Origin of the sequence: Eubacterium sp. LMAG:50, assembly GCF_008680265.1 — a bacterium.
GTDB classification, from domain to species: Bacteria; Bacillota; Clostridia; order Lachnospirales; family Lachnospiraceae; genus Eubacterium_U; species Eubacterium_U album.
The window spans coordinates 193,292-210,171 of record NZ_NALP01000005.1; the positions used below are offsets into that span (position 1 = coordinate 193,292).

Annotated in this window: 11 protein-coding genes; all 11 read left to right on the plus strand. The window is 32.8% G+C overall.

Annotated elements, in window-relative coordinates:
* The first annotated feature begins 76 nt into the window (after positions 1-76).
* The 11 genes from accD to CCC31_RS02340 all read left to right on the plus strand — a co-directional run bounded on the left by accD (position 77) and on the right by CCC31_RS02340 (position 16,855).
* Complete coding sequence (gene accD / locus CCC31_RS12660) at positions 77-913, plus strand: acetyl-CoA carboxylase, carboxyltransferase subunit beta (RefSeq protein ID WP_336306597.1); 837 nt, start codon at positions 77-79, stop codon at positions 911-913.
* 15 nt (positions 914-928) lie between these two features.
* Complete coding sequence (locus CCC31_RS12665; protein ID WP_363347401.1) at positions 929-1,726, plus strand: acetyl-CoA carboxylase carboxyltransferase subunit alpha; 798 nt, start codon at positions 929-931, stop codon at positions 1,724-1,726.
* A 128-nt stretch (positions 1,727-1,854) separates the two neighbouring features.
* Positions 1,855-3,021, plus strand: coding sequence for a nitronate monooxygenase family protein (locus tag CCC31_RS02300; protein ID WP_117908810.1), 1,167 nt, complete (start codon positions 1,855-1,857; stop codon positions 3,019-3,021).
* 223 nt (positions 3,022-3,244) lie between these two features.
* Positions 3,245-4,936, plus strand: coding sequence for a L,D-transpeptidase family protein (locus CCC31_RS02305; RefSeq protein WP_290849283.1), 1,692 nt, complete (start codon positions 3,245-3,247; stop codon positions 4,934-4,936).
* Positions 4,937-5,386: 450 nt separating this feature from the next.
* Positions 5,387-7,120: a tetratricopeptide repeat protein gene (locus CCC31_RS02310; RefSeq protein WP_290849285.1), complete on the plus strand. Its 1,734-nt coding sequence runs from the start codon at positions 5,387-5,389 to the stop codon at positions 7,118-7,120.
* Between the two features lie 81 nt (positions 7,121-7,201).
* A complete protein-coding gene (locus CCC31_RS02315; RefSeq protein WP_290849287.1) occupies positions 7,202-8,413 on the plus strand; it encodes a transglutaminase domain-containing protein in 1,212 nt (403 codons plus the stop codon).
* A gap of 20 nt (positions 8,414-8,433) precedes the next feature.
* Entirely contained in the window at positions 8,434-8,979 is a 546-nt protein-coding gene (locus tag CCC31_RS02320; protein ID WP_290849289.1) for an NUDIX domain-containing protein, read from the plus strand.
* A gap of 402 nt (positions 8,980-9,381) precedes the next feature.
* Positions 9,382-11,367 (plus strand): hypothetical protein, encoded by a 1,986-nt coding sequence (locus CCC31_RS02325; protein ID WP_290849291.1) that lies wholly within the window; start codon positions 9,382-9,384, stop codon positions 11,365-11,367.
* A gap of 20 nt (positions 11,368-11,387) precedes the next feature.
* Positions 11,388-11,540 (plus strand): hypothetical protein, encoded by a 153-nt coding sequence (locus CCC31_RS02330; protein ID WP_022089903.1) that lies wholly within the window; start codon positions 11,388-11,390, stop codon positions 11,538-11,540.
* A gap of 141 nt (positions 11,541-11,681) precedes the next feature.
* On the plus strand, positions 11,682-15,650 hold the full coding sequence (locus CCC31_RS02335) for a glycosyl hydrolase (RefSeq protein ID WP_290849294.1): 3,969 nt from the start codon (positions 11,682-11,684) through the stop codon (positions 15,648-15,650).
* 242 nt (positions 15,651-15,892) lie between these two features.
* Positions 15,893-16,855: a hypothetical protein gene (locus tag CCC31_RS02340; RefSeq protein WP_290849296.1), complete on the plus strand. Its 963-nt coding sequence runs from the start codon at positions 15,893-15,895 to the stop codon at positions 16,853-16,855.
* Positions 16,856-16,880 lie beyond the last annotated feature (25 nt).

Here is a 16,880-nt window from a genome sequence, read left to right on the forward strand (position 1 = left end):
AAAGATTATGGCGCCCGGGGATAGAGATAAAAATGGGTTGTAAAAATATGGATGCTTTGAGATCAGAGGTTAAAAAATGTTAAAAGAAATGTTGAAAAAAACTCCGAAAAGAATAGTAAAGAATGAAAGCAGCAAATCAAATGTTCCTGATGGAATGTTTATGCGCTGCCCTAAATGTAAAGAAATAATCTATTCTGAGGATTTAGTGGCAAATAAATATGTATGCCCTAAATGCGAACATTATTTCAGAATTAATGCAAAGCAAAGAATAGAAATGGTGTTAGACAGGGGTAGCTTTGTAGAATGGGATAAGGAAATTGTAACGGACAATCCATTACAGTTTCCAAATTATATTGAAAAAATAGAAAAAGCACAAAAGTTAACAGGGCTTGATGAAGCTGTAATTACAGGAAAAGGAACAATTAAAGGAAAAGAAGTTGCTATTGGAGTAATGTCTGCGGATTTCATAATGGGAAGTATGGGAAGCGTAGTAGGAGAAAGAATTACAAGATTATTTGAGAAAGCAACTGAAGAAAAATTACCGGTTGTTATGTTTTGCTGTTCAGGTGGAGCCCGTATGCAGGAAGGCACAGTGTCTCTTATGCAAATGGCAAAAACGAGCCAGGCAGTTAAAAGACATGATGAAGCAGGACTTTTATATGTTTCAGTATTAACTGACCCAACAACAGGAGGGGTTACGGCGAGTTTTGCAATGCTTGGAGATGTAATAATTGCTGAACCGGGAGCATTGATTGGTTTTGCCGGACAAAGAGTAATTGAGCAGACAATTCATCAGAAACTTCCTGAAGGATTTCAACGGGCAGAATTTTTATTGAAACACGGATTTATAGATAAAATTGTGACTAGAACAAGATTGAAGAAAACATTGGAATTTCTTATTTTATCTAATTAAGCAAAGCGAAAGGGCATAGAAATGGAACAAATACTTACGCCATGGGAGCGCGTTAAAATAGCCAGAGATAAAGACAGACCATATAGTTTTGATTATATAAATGAAATATTTGACAGATTTTTAGAATTACATGGTGACAGATTTTATGGAGATGACGGAGCAATTGTAGGTGGAATTGGTGAAATCAATGGCAGCTATTTTACGATAATAGCTCAGCAAAAAGGAAGAAATGTAAAACAGAATATTACCAGAAATTTTGGTATGCCATCGCCTGAAGGATACAGAAAAGGAATCAGACTTATGAAGCAGGCAGAAAAATTTAACCGCCCAATTATTTGCTTTGTAGACACGCCGGGAGCATATCCGGGAATTGAGGCAGAGGAAAGAGGACAGGGAGAAGCGATTGCAAAAAGTATATTTGAAATGTCAGGACTAAAAGTTCCGGTTCTTACAATAGTTATAGGCGAAGGAGGAAGCGGAGGAGCTTTGGCAAATGCAGTGGCAAATAAAGTTTTAATGCTTGAGAATGCAATGTATTCAATACTTTCTCCTGAAGGATTTGCAACAATTCTTTGGAAAGACGGTTCAAGAGCGGATGAAGCTGCAAGCGTGATGAAATGCACATCTCATAAATTGCTTGAACTAGGTATAATTGATGGGATTATTGAAGAAGAACAGCAGGCATCACTTGAAAATGTAAATATAATAGCTGAAGAAATAAAAAAAGAAATTTTAAAGTTTGCTGATGAGTACAAAGACAAAAATCCTGAATATATCAGAAATCAAAGATATGAAAGATTCAGGCAAATGTAATATATGAATTCAAAAACATAAATAGCAGAGTTGGAAAATAAAAAATCGAAAACATAAATAGTTGAGTTGAAAAAAACGGAAAAATAAAACATTACACAAATTTAGGCAAACTAAATATGGAGATATAAATGAAATCATTAAAAATTGGAGAATTAGAGGCAAAAATTCCACTCATTCAAGGTGGAATGGGCGTTGGAATAAGTCTTTCAGGACTTGCCGGGGCAGTGGCGCTTGAGGGAGGAATAGGTGTAATAAGCACGGCACAAATAGGTTATAAAGAGCCTGACTGGGATAGAAATCCGATAGAAGCAAATTTGAGGGCAATAAAAAAAGAAGTAAAGAAAGCAAAAGAAATCAGTCATGGTGGAATAATTGCGACGAATATAATGGTTGCGACAAAATTTTATGATAAATATGTTAAAGCTGCAATCGATGCAGGCGTTGATATGATAATATCCGGAGCCGGACTTCCACTCAATTTGCCTGAACTTGCAAGGAAAAGTAAAGTGAAATTAGCACCGATAGTTTCATCTAAAAAGGCTGCGCAAATCATATTTAGAAGATGGGAGAGAAATTATAACACGACTCCTGATTGCGTTATAGTTGAAGGACCAAATGCCGGTGGACATTTAGGATTTAAACCGGATGAAATTGAACAATATAATGTATGCCGAAATGACGAACCAGAAAATACAGACAAGTATAATAAAACAGAAACGAATAATATAAATGTATGCCAGAAAGCAAATTCTGTTAATTTAGAATTTGATAATAGGGCAAAAACAAAATTATACTCAGATGAAATAAAAGATATTATAGATTTTGTACACACATATGAAGAAAAATGTGAAAAAGATATTCCGGTTGTTGTTGCAGGAGGGATATATGATAAAGCGGATGCAGATTGTATATTCGAATTAGGTGCATCAGGAATTCAGGTGGCAACTCCATTTGTCGCCACAAAAGAATGTGATGCCCATGAAAATTACAAGATGGCATATGTGAATTGTAAAAAAGATGATATTGAAATAATAAAAAGTCCGGTTGGAATGCCGGCAAGAGCAATAAACAACAAATTTCTTAAAAGGGTTAAGAAAGAGGGGAGAATTGCACCTATAAAATGTCATCAATGTGTATCTACATGCAACATGTTAGAGACACCTTATTGTATCACGGATGCTTTGATAAATGCCGTAAGTGGAAATGTTGATGAAGGCTTAATATTTTGTGGAGCGTATGCATATAAAATTAACGATATATCAACAGTAAAAGATATTATAAAAAATTACTTTTAAATATGCTATAAGCAGTAAAAGATGTTAAAAAAAGTGGCTTTATAGGCAGTTAAATAGGCAATTTTAACAAAATTATTTTTCAACAGAACATACGGTTGTATTTTCTCACTGTTAAGATATAATTATGATGTGATAGGTATGTATAGTAAGAAAAGTATACAAACTTATATCATTTTTTTACTTGAATTCTAATATACTTATGAAAAGAATATGGTGAGTGCGAATGGAGAACAACAAAAAAGACAGATACGAGAGTGTAAGTGGAAAAGGATACAAATCAAAGAAACCTGTAAAGAAGAGAAAAAGAAATAAGCCTGTTTTTTCTAATTTGAAAAAATACATAGGAATAGTTATAGGAATAGTATGCATAGCTTTGGTGGCAATATATGTAAATGGAACGGTTTATTATACAACTCATTTTTACAAGGGAACACATATTAACGGAATAGATGTATCTAAATTGACAGCAGATGAAGTTGAAAATGCTATAAAGGATTATGAACTTACAATTACTGAAAGAGGTAAAGAAAAGTCAGCTACATATATTGAAACTCTTGCAGGAAAAGATATTGATATGAAAGTAGTTTCAAGAGAGTCATTGGACAATCTTGTAAAAGAGCAGAATCAATTTGTTTGGTTTACTGCAACCGGTACAAATCATGAAGAGAAGCAGATGATAGAATATGATAGCGACAAACTTGCTGAATTTGTAAAGAACTTAAAAGGTTTAGATTCTAAATATGCTGATAAGCCGACTAATGCATCTATATCTGATTATAATAACGGATATACAATAGTTGAAGCTAAGCAAGGGAACTTTCTTAATAAAAAGAAAACAATTGAGTGCCTTGAAAATACTATTTCTTCTTTAAAAGAAAAAGTTGATTTGGATAAAGAAGGATGTTATCGCGTGCCTAATATTGCATCTGACAGTGAACAGCTTACAACAGTTTTAAATCAGTTAAATAAATACACGGGAACAACAATTACATATAATTTTGGTGATACTCAGGAAGTCGTTGACGGAAGTGTTATTTCAGGTTGGCTTGTTGTTGATGGAAATAATGTTTCATTAAGTAAGGAAAAAGTTGATGAATTTGTTGACTCAATACGAAAGAAGTACGACACAATTTTCTCAAACAGAGAATTTAAAACAACATATGGAAAGACTGTAAAAGTTAATGGCGGTGATTACGGTTGGTGGCTTAATACAGCTAAGGAATCTGAGGGCTTAATGCAGCAGATTGAAAATGGTGAAAGCGGTGAAAGAAAGCCTGTTTATTACCAGGAGGCTGCAAGTCATGGCAAAAAGGATTATGGAGATTCATATGTAGAAATTAATTTGACTTCACAACATTTGTTTGTATACAAAGATGGTCAGAAAGTTTTAGATACTGATTTTGTTTCAGGAAATGTTTCTACAAATCATGGAACACATACAGGTACTTATGGAATTACATACAAGGAAAGATATTCAGTGCTTGTAGGTGAAACATATGAGTCAACAGTATCATATTGGATGCCATTTGATGAAGATATAGGAATGCATGATGCAATATGGAAAAGTCAGTTTGGAAGCAATTTCTACAAAACAGATGGTTCTCATGGTTGTATAAATCTTCCATATCTTACTGCAAAAAAGATTTATGGATATGTTGAAAAAGGAACTCCTGTAATTGTATATGAACTTCCGGGAACAGAATCCGGCTCAGTTACATACCAGAATTCTTCTGAAATTGCTCAGGCTGCAATTGAAGCAATTGATGCCATCGGCACTGTAACTAAGAACAGTGGCGATACAATAAAAGATGCAAGATACATGTACAACAAAATCAACTCAGATGCTAAAAAATATGTAACTAATTATGACAAGTTACAGGCAGCTGAGAAGAAATTTAAAGAATATAGTAATTAGAGTAGTATTATGGCAATTGCTATTTTAATATAGGAGTTAAAGCAACATAATGGAAATTACTATTTGAATATAGGAATTTGAATGTGATTATAGAGAGCACTCCATTCTAAGAAACAAGTTATTATAGATTGACTTGAATATCTTAGAATGGAGTGTTTTATTATGTTTCAAGTGATTGAAGTGTACCATATAAGTTGGAACACTTTCGCCATGAAACAATCCACAATATTCCAAAAAACCCAAAAGCTTTTAATTATTCAAATTAACATGAACTCTTCCTTATAAATGATATTTGTGGTAAAATACAAAAGATGTAAATATAAAAATACAATTGAGAAGAAATTACGGATGTGTTTAGATAAAAAGAATAAATACGTAACAAACAAAAAGTCTATAAAATAAACACATCAAAACAATACTTCACAAGTAATAACAATAGGAGATAAAAAGATGGCTGAGAGATACGAAGATATATTAACACTTGAAAATAATCAGTGGACTTACGGATGTCCTGTCCTAATAGAGGGAGGCGTATTGCAGTATGACACTGTAAGCGAAAGAAATCTTTTAACAATTAATTTTATGAATATCTGTGATGCTGTTTTGTCAGAAGTAGATTTGACAATTTATGCATCAGATGAAGCAGAAGAAAATATATTAGAAATTGAGCATCAGTATTTGAAACTCCATTTAGAGCCGGGAGCAAAATTTGGAAATAATGTACATTTGCCAATAGAAGATAAAGAGGCAAAGAAATTTAAATTAAAAATAACCAAAGTTGTATGCGAAGATGACGGAAGTGAATGGATAAAGGATGATATATTTGAAGCACATCCTGAGATAACTAATCCTGAAGAATTTGGACAAAAGATGGATCAGGAATACGAAGACAAATACAATAAATGCGAAGAGTTGATTGTATTAGAGGATTCCGAAAATCTTAAAAAAGTTGTAGAGATTCTTGAAACATTAAGATGGTACAAGAACTGTGAAGAAATGTACGATTATGCTAAGAGAAAATATGATATAACTCTTAGAACAGAGAAAAGAAAAAAACGTGAAGGCGAAAGAAAAGATGCACGCAAGAAGAAACAGAAAATGGCAGCAGCAATTGCAGCTTGTATTGCCAGCGTAGCAGTCATAATATTCGCAATAGTTTACCTTACAGTAATCGGACCAAATCATCAGGTTAAAATTGCTAAAGAATACAACAATCAGGGTGAATTCCAGAAAGCAATTGAAATTTGTGAAAACCTTCATGGATTTGGAAACAGTAAAGAAGTATTAAAGGAAGCAAACTATCAGATTGGATTTCTTGCATTTAACCAGCAGGATTTTGAAACTGCATTAAAGTATTTTGAAAAAACAACAGGCTACAAAGGAACAAATAATTTACTTTCACAGTCTTACTACAATTTAGGACAGCAGTCAGCACAGGGTGAACAGTATGAAGTAGCATTGGATTATTATACAAAAGGATATAATACAGCAACAGAAGATAAAGTAAAACTAAATTGCCAGACAGGAATAGCATTAGCACAGTATAAATTAGCTTATGTAACAGAAGCATGGTCAACAATCAATGCCGTTTATGAAGCAGATAAAAATGTAAAAGCAGCATACGATGAATACGGATACGCTTATGCAATGAAAGTTTTATCAGAAGGAAATGTAGACGAAGCAACTGCAGTATTTAAGTTAATAAAAGGATACGCAGATAGTGCAGCACAGTATGGCAAGATTATTTATGAAAAGGCTGTTCCGGTTGCAGAAGCAGGAGATTTGGCTTCAGCATTAAGCACATTAAAAGAAGTTAAAGATGATTATGAACCGGCTGGAAAACTTTATAAAGAAATGGACGAGTTTATAGCAGCAAGTTCTAACTGGGTTGGAAACTGGAAAATGAAAGGTGACCAGGGTGATTACACAATGACAATAAGCACGTTATTGTATAAAGGAGAGTTGTGTCTTCATGTAACTGACACATATTTAGATTATGATAAAATCATAAGCACGAAAGAAAAGGTTAGAAAAATTTATGTTGCATCTGAAAGAGTTGAGTACAAATTAAAAGATGTTCATAATTATAAAATCATTCTTACAAGAGAAACTTCTAAGAAAATCAAGAGAGTTTTATCTTATGATGGAGCATCATATATAAGAAAATATAAGAAAACAAAATAATAAACATAATGAATGGGGCTGTTGTGCTAATTAAAGTTAGTGTAACAGCCCTATAATAAAATAAATAATTTGAGGGAAGAAATGAAGAAAAGAATATATTCAATAATTATAGCTGTGGTGCTTATGCTTTCGTCTATAGCAGCACCTACCAAAGTATCAGCGTTAGAAATTCCATACAGAGTAGATGTAACAAAATATACATCAGACGAAGCAAATGCCTCAGCGCAAATTAGGGAACAGGTAAAGGCACACGCAAATACAGTAACAGTATATGTAAGAACAAAAGACAAAGATTTGTATGCAGTATTTAATCGAATATGGAATAATGCATTTGCAGAAACTACAAATCCGGACGAAGGAGATTATTTATATTGGCAAATGTCAAGCATGGCAGCAAGCTACAACGCCCTTATGCGTAAAGAGAAGGGAAGCAATACATATTATACAAAATACACAATTAATGTAGATTACTTTATTTCTTTAGAACAGGAACAGATGTTGACACAAGAATTAAATATAATAAATGAGAGTTTTGGTTTCACGGAAACAACAACAGATTATGAAAAAGTAAAAACTATCTATGATTATATTTGCCACAATGTAACATATGATTACAGCGATAACAATATGAAATTTACGGCTTATGCAGCAGTGACTACAGGTAAATCAGTATGTCAGGGATATGCAACTCTGTTTTACAGATTGGTAAAAATGCAGGGGATTTCATCCAGAGTGATAGCAGGCCATGGAACAAATACAGATGTATATCACGGATGGAATATAGTTAAACTGGGAAATCTGTATTACAATGTGGATGCAACATGGGATGCGGCAAATTACAAACTTGGTCATCCATATGAATATTTCTTAAAGGGAGATGTATTTGAAGACCATACACGAAATGACGATTACAAGACCAAAAGTTTTTATGCTACATATCCTATGGCTGCAGATGATTATGTAGAAGGAGTTGAAGCTGTTGCATCGGCTGAAACAGTTAATTCAACATTTACAATGAATAAAACATCAATTAAGAAACTGACAAGAAAAAAAATCAGTTTTAATAAAATTGCAGAAGCGACAGGATATGAAATTCAATATTCGACAAATAAAAAATTTGCCTCAAAGAAAAAAATGACAACAACAAAGACAATATGCAAATTTAGCAAATTAAGTAAAAAGAAAACATATTATTTTAGAGTACGTGGTTACAGAAAAGCAGGTAGTGGAAAAATATACACTAAATGGTCGACAGTTAAAAAAATAAAGAAAATAAAGAAAATAAAGAAATAATTATATGGATGGAGATGACAATGGAAATATTAGATGTGGTTGATGAAAATGGAAATCCGATAGGAGAAACAGTTGAAAGAACTGTAGCACATAAAACGGGAGTAAGACATAGAACGTCTCATGTGTGGGTGGTTCGCAAAAACAATGGAAGTATGGAAATTCTCTTGCAGAAAAGAAGTAAAAACAAAGACTCGCATCCGGGGTGTCTTGACTGCTCAAGCGCAGGACATATTCCGGCAGGAGTGGATTTTATTCCGTCTGCAATTAGAGAACTCAAGGAAGAGCTTGGAATTGATGCTAAAGAAGACGAGTTTGTGTATTGTGGGCAAACGGTAGGGAAAAGAACAAATGTATTTTACGGCGAAGAATTTATAGATAATCAGGTAAGTAACATCTATTATATAGAAAGAAATATGGAAGCTGATAAATTCAATATACAAAAAGAAGAACTAGAGTCCGTTGTATGGATGAAATACGATGACGCAGTTTTAATGGTAAAAAATAACACAATACCAAATTGTATTAAAATGGAAGAGTTAGAGATGCTGGGAAAGGAAATTAAATAAATAATTATTGCGATAAAATAAACGCCGTTTAAGAAATTATTGAAATATTTGAATAATAATAAAAATGTTTCGATAACTTTTTAAATGGCGTTTTATAATGTTTGCGATAACATTTAATACGCTTACTTGTGCAAAATCACAAAAATAGTAAAAACATTTTTATGATTGAAAAGATAAAAATGTTTTAAATTGTGCATAATGAACAAAATATATGACTATAAATTGTTGAATAATATGATAAAAAACAGTAAAATAGTGAGTAAAATGGAAAAAGTAAATAAAAAGTATACAACTATAACTATGGGTAATTGAAAAAACTGTTTTAATTTGGTAAAATTATCTAAGGAAATGGAAAATCAGTATATGATTTGACAGAATATTTTAACTGAAAGGGGAAAAAACATGAATGTTATTTCAAAGAAGAAACAAGGAATAATCGCAATAATATGTGCGATAGCAATGGTTGTAACATCACTTACGATTTACAATCCAAGAGAGGTAAAGGCTGATAGTGAGTATAAAGATTTGTCATATACTCAAATAGGAGAAAAAGATTATTGGGTAGCTGCAGGAAATGACGGTTTTCCGTTCCAAACGGTTGAAGATCAGGGTGATAAGTTCTTGATTATTCCTCAAGTTGCACAAGGCACAAAACCTATTTGGCCTAATTTTACAGATGTTACTTTAAATGGAGAGAAATTTGATCAGGCAGCCGGTGCAGGAATTTATATTAAGTATGCTGATTTAAAAGAAAATTATTATAATATATATGAGGGTACTAGTGCTGTAGATAACCATAGATTTCAGATAATTATTAAAGCAGGAAATCCATCAAGTGGTGGTGAAGAAGGTATAGAAAAACCAGCAGCACCGACAAACTTTAATATTGTATTTAATGAAGAAGATAAAACATGCACAGTTTCATTTGATGAGGTTGAAGGAATTACAACATATAATTTTTATGTTGGATCAAGAAAAATAGGAACAGTTCCAGAAAACAAAACTTTTAATATTTCAGATCTCAATGTTGAAGAAGGAAAAGAATATACTTTTGGAGTTACTTCTGTAAATACTGAAAATATTGAATCAATTAAAGCAACAACAAAATATACTGTGCCTGTACTTAGTGCACCGGCAGCACCAACAAGCTTAGTTGCTAATATTAATAATTTAAAAACAGATTATACAATAGCATTTGCAAATGTACAAGGAGCAACAAGTTATAAGTTTTATTTGAATGGAAAATATATAAAAGATATTTCTAATGGTGGAATAGTTACATTTGAAGAACTTGGATTAGAACCAGAAACAGATTATACATTTGGTGTAACGGCAGTAAACTCAAAGGGTGAATCAAAGATGTCTACCATAAAGGTAAAAACACCTGAAATAAAAGCAGACGATGTACCGGCAGCACCACAAGGATTAGTTTTTGAACTTAATAATTCAAAAACAGGTTATTTAATAAAATTTGCAAATGTACAAGGAGCAACAAGTTATAAGTTTTATGTAGATAGAACGTTTAAGAAAGAAGTAGCGGCAAGTGGTGAAACAATAACAATAGATGAATTAGGAATAGAATTAGGTAAAACATATAAGTTTGGCGTTTCTGCAGTAAATTCAAATGGCGAATCTACTGTATCTGAATTAGAAGTGCAGGTGCCTGCAATAGAATATGCAATAACATTAGATGGTAAGAAAATTACAGATATATCTTATGGAAATACATATAAATTGAGTAATAATGAGCAGGGTTACTATGATGTTGATAAAAAAGTAGCATATGCTCCTGAAACAGTTATTACAGTAAAAAGTGATATGAACCTTATGAGCATTGATTTAAATGTTGAAATGCAAAATGGAGCAAGTATTAGATTTAAAGATCCAACAGGTTTAAGATTCCAGACAAAAATCACATCAAATAATAATCTTAGTTTAGATGAAATACTTAATAACGGAACTGTTATAAAAACAGGAACAATCATTACTACTTCAACAATTTTAGGTGAAAATGGAGTTGTAAACGATGAATTTGTAAAAGATAATAGTAAATTAAAATTGGATATCACAAATAGTGGATGGTATGGAAATACAGTTGGAACATTCTGTGGATCAATTGTAAACATTGCAGAATCAAATTATACAACAGATTTTGTTGGTGTCGGATATGTTACTATTAAATATACTAATGATAATGTTAAACCTAAAACAATATATGCATCAAGTAATAATATTAGATCCGTTGCAACAGTTGCTCAGAATATTATAAATGATACAACAACAACAGAAAGATATGAAGGTAAGACTTACTATGAATATTTACAGGGTAAAGGATTATCTGCTATCGTAGATAAATATGCTGGAGTAGCAAATAAGGATAATAAGTAATTTGATGGAGGTAAATCTTAATGAAGAAAAAATATATAAGTCCGGAAATGGACATAATAGAATTTGATACAAAAGACGTAATAACTACAAGTGGTATCGGAGGAACTGAAGGTGCTGCTAATGAAGGACAAGTTGATGATGCGGGAAATATCATCTGGTCAGACTTCTATTAAAATATAACCACTAAGCAAAAAGGTGCTTTCCTTTATCGGAAAGCACCTTTTTAATACAAAGATATAAAGAAATTTTAAGGATTGTTACATACTACGAACTCTTGCAATCCTAATAAATACATACAACAAAGGAGGAGGCGGATGAAAGGTAATTTAAAAAAATCAGTTGCAGTTTTACTTACAGCAACAATGGTAGCAACACCGATTACAGCACCTGAAAGTACGAAAAAAGTTCAGGCAGAGCAGTTAGGAAGTATTGCTAAGGAAGTAACAGGTACATGGTCTTATTGGGATGGAAATAAAGATGTTGTACAGACAAACAAAATGTTGTTAGATAAGTTGCCAACAAGGGCAAATCAGGGAACTTACAGATTTACAACAGACAATTATGATGCAAACACAAATGCAATAGATGTTGGTGGTTTCTCATCATCAATGTTGTGGAATTATAATACATCTGCATTTGGGGAATGTGTTTATGCAATACCAATGTCATATTGTGGAACCGCAAATGGAATGTATGTGTCAAAACCATCTACTTTGATTATAAAAGATACATATACACAGACTGTTGTAATGTCGATGAACAGTATGGGAACAATGTCTGATTTTATTGTAGGTACAGACTATACATTTGCAAGTACAAAAGTTGATAAATCAGATGAGTGGTTAACAGACGTTGTAATGGAAAATGCAAATGATTCATCACAGTATTTGAAGACAACAATGGTTCAGGGAAGTCCGTTTGCATATTTTGAAGTATCAGGTGGAAACACAATTACATTGCAAAGACCAAGAACACTTCCTAGTGAAGTGGCATATTATAATGGCACAACATTAGAAGATTCAACACAGTTAATTATCAGAGTATATGATAATGCAGATTTAATATCAGGATATAGTGATTATGATTACTATGCAGTATATTTGCCTGAAGGTACAAAAGTATCACAGGCAGATGCAACAGCAAAATATGCTGATAATAAAATGGGTGATTTGACATTTACATTACCATCAGACAGAGCTTATATGTCTATGGCTTGGTTAATGGAATCAAATGGAAAGAAGGATGCAGATGCGCAGGAAGTTAAAGATGCATTTGCACCATATGCTTATAATTTTATAACAGGTACAAAAACATCATTTACACAGAATGGTGCTGAAATTAAGACAACATACAAATATACAGTTGATAAAAAGGCTGAAAGTACAGCAGATGGTACTGTAATGGGAATTTTGCCACATCAGTATAAGAATATGAGTGGATATGACTACATGGACTATACTGCAAGAACAATCAGAGGAACAATGAAGTATTTGATTGGTGATTCTTATCAGACTACATTACAATATACAGGAATTCTTCCAACATTACCGGGTATTGATGAGTCAGACAAAGCTACACTTCAGGGATATGTAAATGATTTTATGGATGTACATGGTCCTACAGATGATGGTGGACTTACAAAAGAGTCATATGAAGTAAACACATACGACACAGGTAAGAAATTGAATCGTGCAATTCAGGTTATGGAAGCAGCAGAAGCTTGTGGAGATACACAATCAGCTGATAAATTATTAAAAGGCATAGAAAATGAATTGGCTGATTGGTTTACAGCAGATGGTGAAGATGATGACAAATATTTTTACTATGATAAAGAAGTAGGAAGTTTATTTGGATTCCCTCAGGCTTACTATACAGTAGATGGTATGACGGATCATCATTTCCATTACGGATATTTTGTAAATGCAGCAGCACAGGTAGCAATGCGTGATGCTGAATTTATAAAGAAATATGAAAATGTTATCAATGAGATAATTGGAGATTTTGCAACTTATGAAGAAAATAATTCAAATTCAAGATATCCATTTTTAAGATATTTTTCAACATATGAAGGACATTCATGGGCATCAGGTCATGCAAACTTTGGTGATGGAAATAACCAGGAATCAAGTTCAGAAGCAATTAATGCATGGGCAGGACTTATTTTATATGGTCAGGCTACAGGTAATAAAGAATTGACATCACTTGGAATGTACTTATATGCAACAGAAGTATCTTCAGTAAATTGCTACTGGTTTGATACTGATGGCGATATTTTAGATGAACAGTATACAGAAGGAAAAGGCGAAAACGCTAAATATAGTCAGGCATCAATGGTATGGGGTGGAAAATACACTTATGCAGCATGGTGGACTGATGAACCTTTACAGATACAGGGAATTAACATTTTACCTATGACTCCTGCTTCATTTTATGCAGCAGCTAATAAGGACTTCATTTTAACAAACTGGAAAACAGCAGAAAGAAATGAAAAGAATTATAATGGTAAAAATGAAAAAAATCCAAAGCGTTGGAATGAAATTTGGAGTGAATATCTTGCAATGGCAGACCCTGACAAAGCATTGGAGTATTTTGATGAACAGTGTGACCCGGAAGCAGGTGAATCAAAAGCACATGCATTTAACTGGATTATGGCAATGCAGAAAAATGGTACACCTGATTTGACAGTTACAAGTGATAATCCGCTTGCATGTGCATTTAAAAATGCAGACGGCGAAATGACATACACAGCTTATAACACAACAGATGAAGATGTTAAAGTTTCATTCTCAGATGGAACAGAAATAGTTGCAAAACCACATTCAATGACAACAACAGGCGATGGAGAAGTCACAACAAAATCAACATATAAGGTTGAACATTATTTGTCAGATGGAAATGGAAATTACAATCTTTTTAATACAGAAAAGAAGTCAGGAAAGATTGGAAATGAAGTAACAGCTGTAGCAATTACATATCAGGGATACAAATTTAATCCTGAAGTAGAGGGCACAGTTCAGAGTGGCGTAATTGCAGAAGATGGTTCACTTGTATTGAAACTTTACTATGATATTACAGAGATAGAAACAACTAAGGAGTATGAAGATGATAGTGAATATACGTCGCTTGGAGTATCTAACGGAGTTGAAATTTCATATAGAGTGCTAAGAAATGATTTCAATGCAGGTGTCAAATTATTGGATGCAAATGATACATTTTACATGGAATATCAGGGAATCTATACATCAGAAAATACGAATGCTTATTTGAATAAAAAGTCATTAAGTACGCTTAACGGAGTATTCAAATTTTCTGTTAAAAATACGTTGACTGAAAATACATATAACACAATTAAACTTGTTAGTGGCAATAAGCAGGTTTATATTCTTGTAAAATATGGAAAGCCTACTACAGCTCCTGATTTATCAGATTATGAAAGTGAACAGGAAGAAACAACAGTTGATGAAAATGCACCTACAGATGCAACAGGCCTTGTTTTAGGAACGCCTGCAGATAATGTGATTTCAGTTACATTTAGGGCAACACAGGAACAGAATGATAAAGGTCAGTTGTACAATGTATATGTTGATGGAACATTAAAATTATCATCAGTTGCAGCAGGAAATTATACAATTGATAAGATTTATGCCGGAACCCGTACTGTAGAAGTCAAAGCAGTATTAAATGGAAAAGAGTCAAAAGGTATTTCTTCAACAATAAAAGTTACAGGTGAAAAAGAACCAACAACTAAGCCGGAAACAACTACTAAAAATGAAGTGACAACAACTAAGTCAGATAATCCTGGTGAGACAACAGGAAAGGGTGAAACACCTGGTGAAGTGACAACAAACAATGGACAGGGCGAAACAACAAAAGCTCAGTCATCAGATACAACAACTAGGAAAGATGATTTTGCTAAGACAACAGTTACAAGTCAGGATACAATAAATGGCCAGAATCAGGCAAAGGCTGTAAAAGTTAGCAAAGCAAAGATTAAGAGTGCAAAAATTACAAAGAAAGCATCTGTAAAGAAGTTAATAATTACAGTTAAGAAAATTAACAATATTTCAGGCTATCAGGTAAAACTTTCATCTTCAAAGAAATTTGCCAAAAAAGCTACAATGACAAAACTTGTTAAGAAAAATAAGAAATCTTATATCTTTAAGGTTTCAAGTAAAAACTTAGCAAAAGCAAAGAAACTTTACGTTAAAGCCAGAGCATATAGAATCGTTGATAATAAACGTATCTATGGCAAATGGACTAAGAAAAAAGTTGTTAAGAAATAAGAAGTTTAAGAATAAAAAATTTCTAGAAATAAAAGTTGTTTAGAAATTAAAAATATAGTGTAAATAATTACATAATTACAAAAAATATAGAATAGTGCCATGCTTCATTGCAAGATGGCACTATTTTATTTGCCAATTCTCGGATTATAAATAAAATGCTTGAAATATCTCATACAGTATGTATAATTGAAAGAAACACATACAATAAGCAACTAATACTACTTTAACGAGGAGGTATAAAGGTGGGAATAAACAGAAAGTATAAAGACAGGATTTTTTGCATGCTATTTGGATATACGAAGTATAAGAAAAACTTACTTGAATTATTTAATGCACTGAATGGAACGAATTACGAAGATGAGAATGAACTTGAAATTAACACAATTGAAGACACCATATATATGGGAATGAAAAATGACGTGTCGTGCATCATACAAAGCAATATGGCAATGTATGAGCAACAAAGCACGTGGAATCCGAACATGCCTCTAAGAGGAATTCTTTACAGCGCAAGACTATTTTCAAAATACATAAAGGCAAATAAGCTTAACATATACAGCGAAAAGCTTATAAAAATACCGACGCCGCAGTATTATGTATTTTACAATGGAAAGAAAAAACTAGGGGATAAGGTAATATTGAAACTGTCAGACGCATTTTCAGCATTACAGAACGAAGGTCAGTTTGAATGGACAGCAACAGTGCTTAACATAAACAAAGGACATAATGAAGAATTATTATCCAAGTGCCAAATTTTAAAGGAATATGTTATACTTATAGACAGAATCAATGAAAATCAAAAGAAGTATGACTCGGTGGAAGAAGCAGTTGAAAATGCAGTGTCCTACTGCATAAAAAATAACATATTACAAGACTTCCTAACAGAGCATAAGGCGGAGGTAATTATGAGTTTGTTAACGGAATATGATGAAGAAGAAACGATGGGCTATGTAAGGCGGGATGCGTACCGTGATGGAGAAAAGGCTGGAATAGAGCAAGGATTGAAGCAAGGATTGAAGCAAGGTGAAATGTTAATGTTAATATCTATGGTAAATAAAAAGATGCAAAAAGGAAAAAGCATTGAAGAAATCGCTGAAGATTTAGAAGAAGATAGGGAAACGATAGAAAAAATAGTTAAAGTAATAGAAGAAAACGGACATGACATCAATGCAGAAAAAGTGTATGAGATGATAAAAGGTAAATAAAAAAACAGAAATTTGAATAATGGTG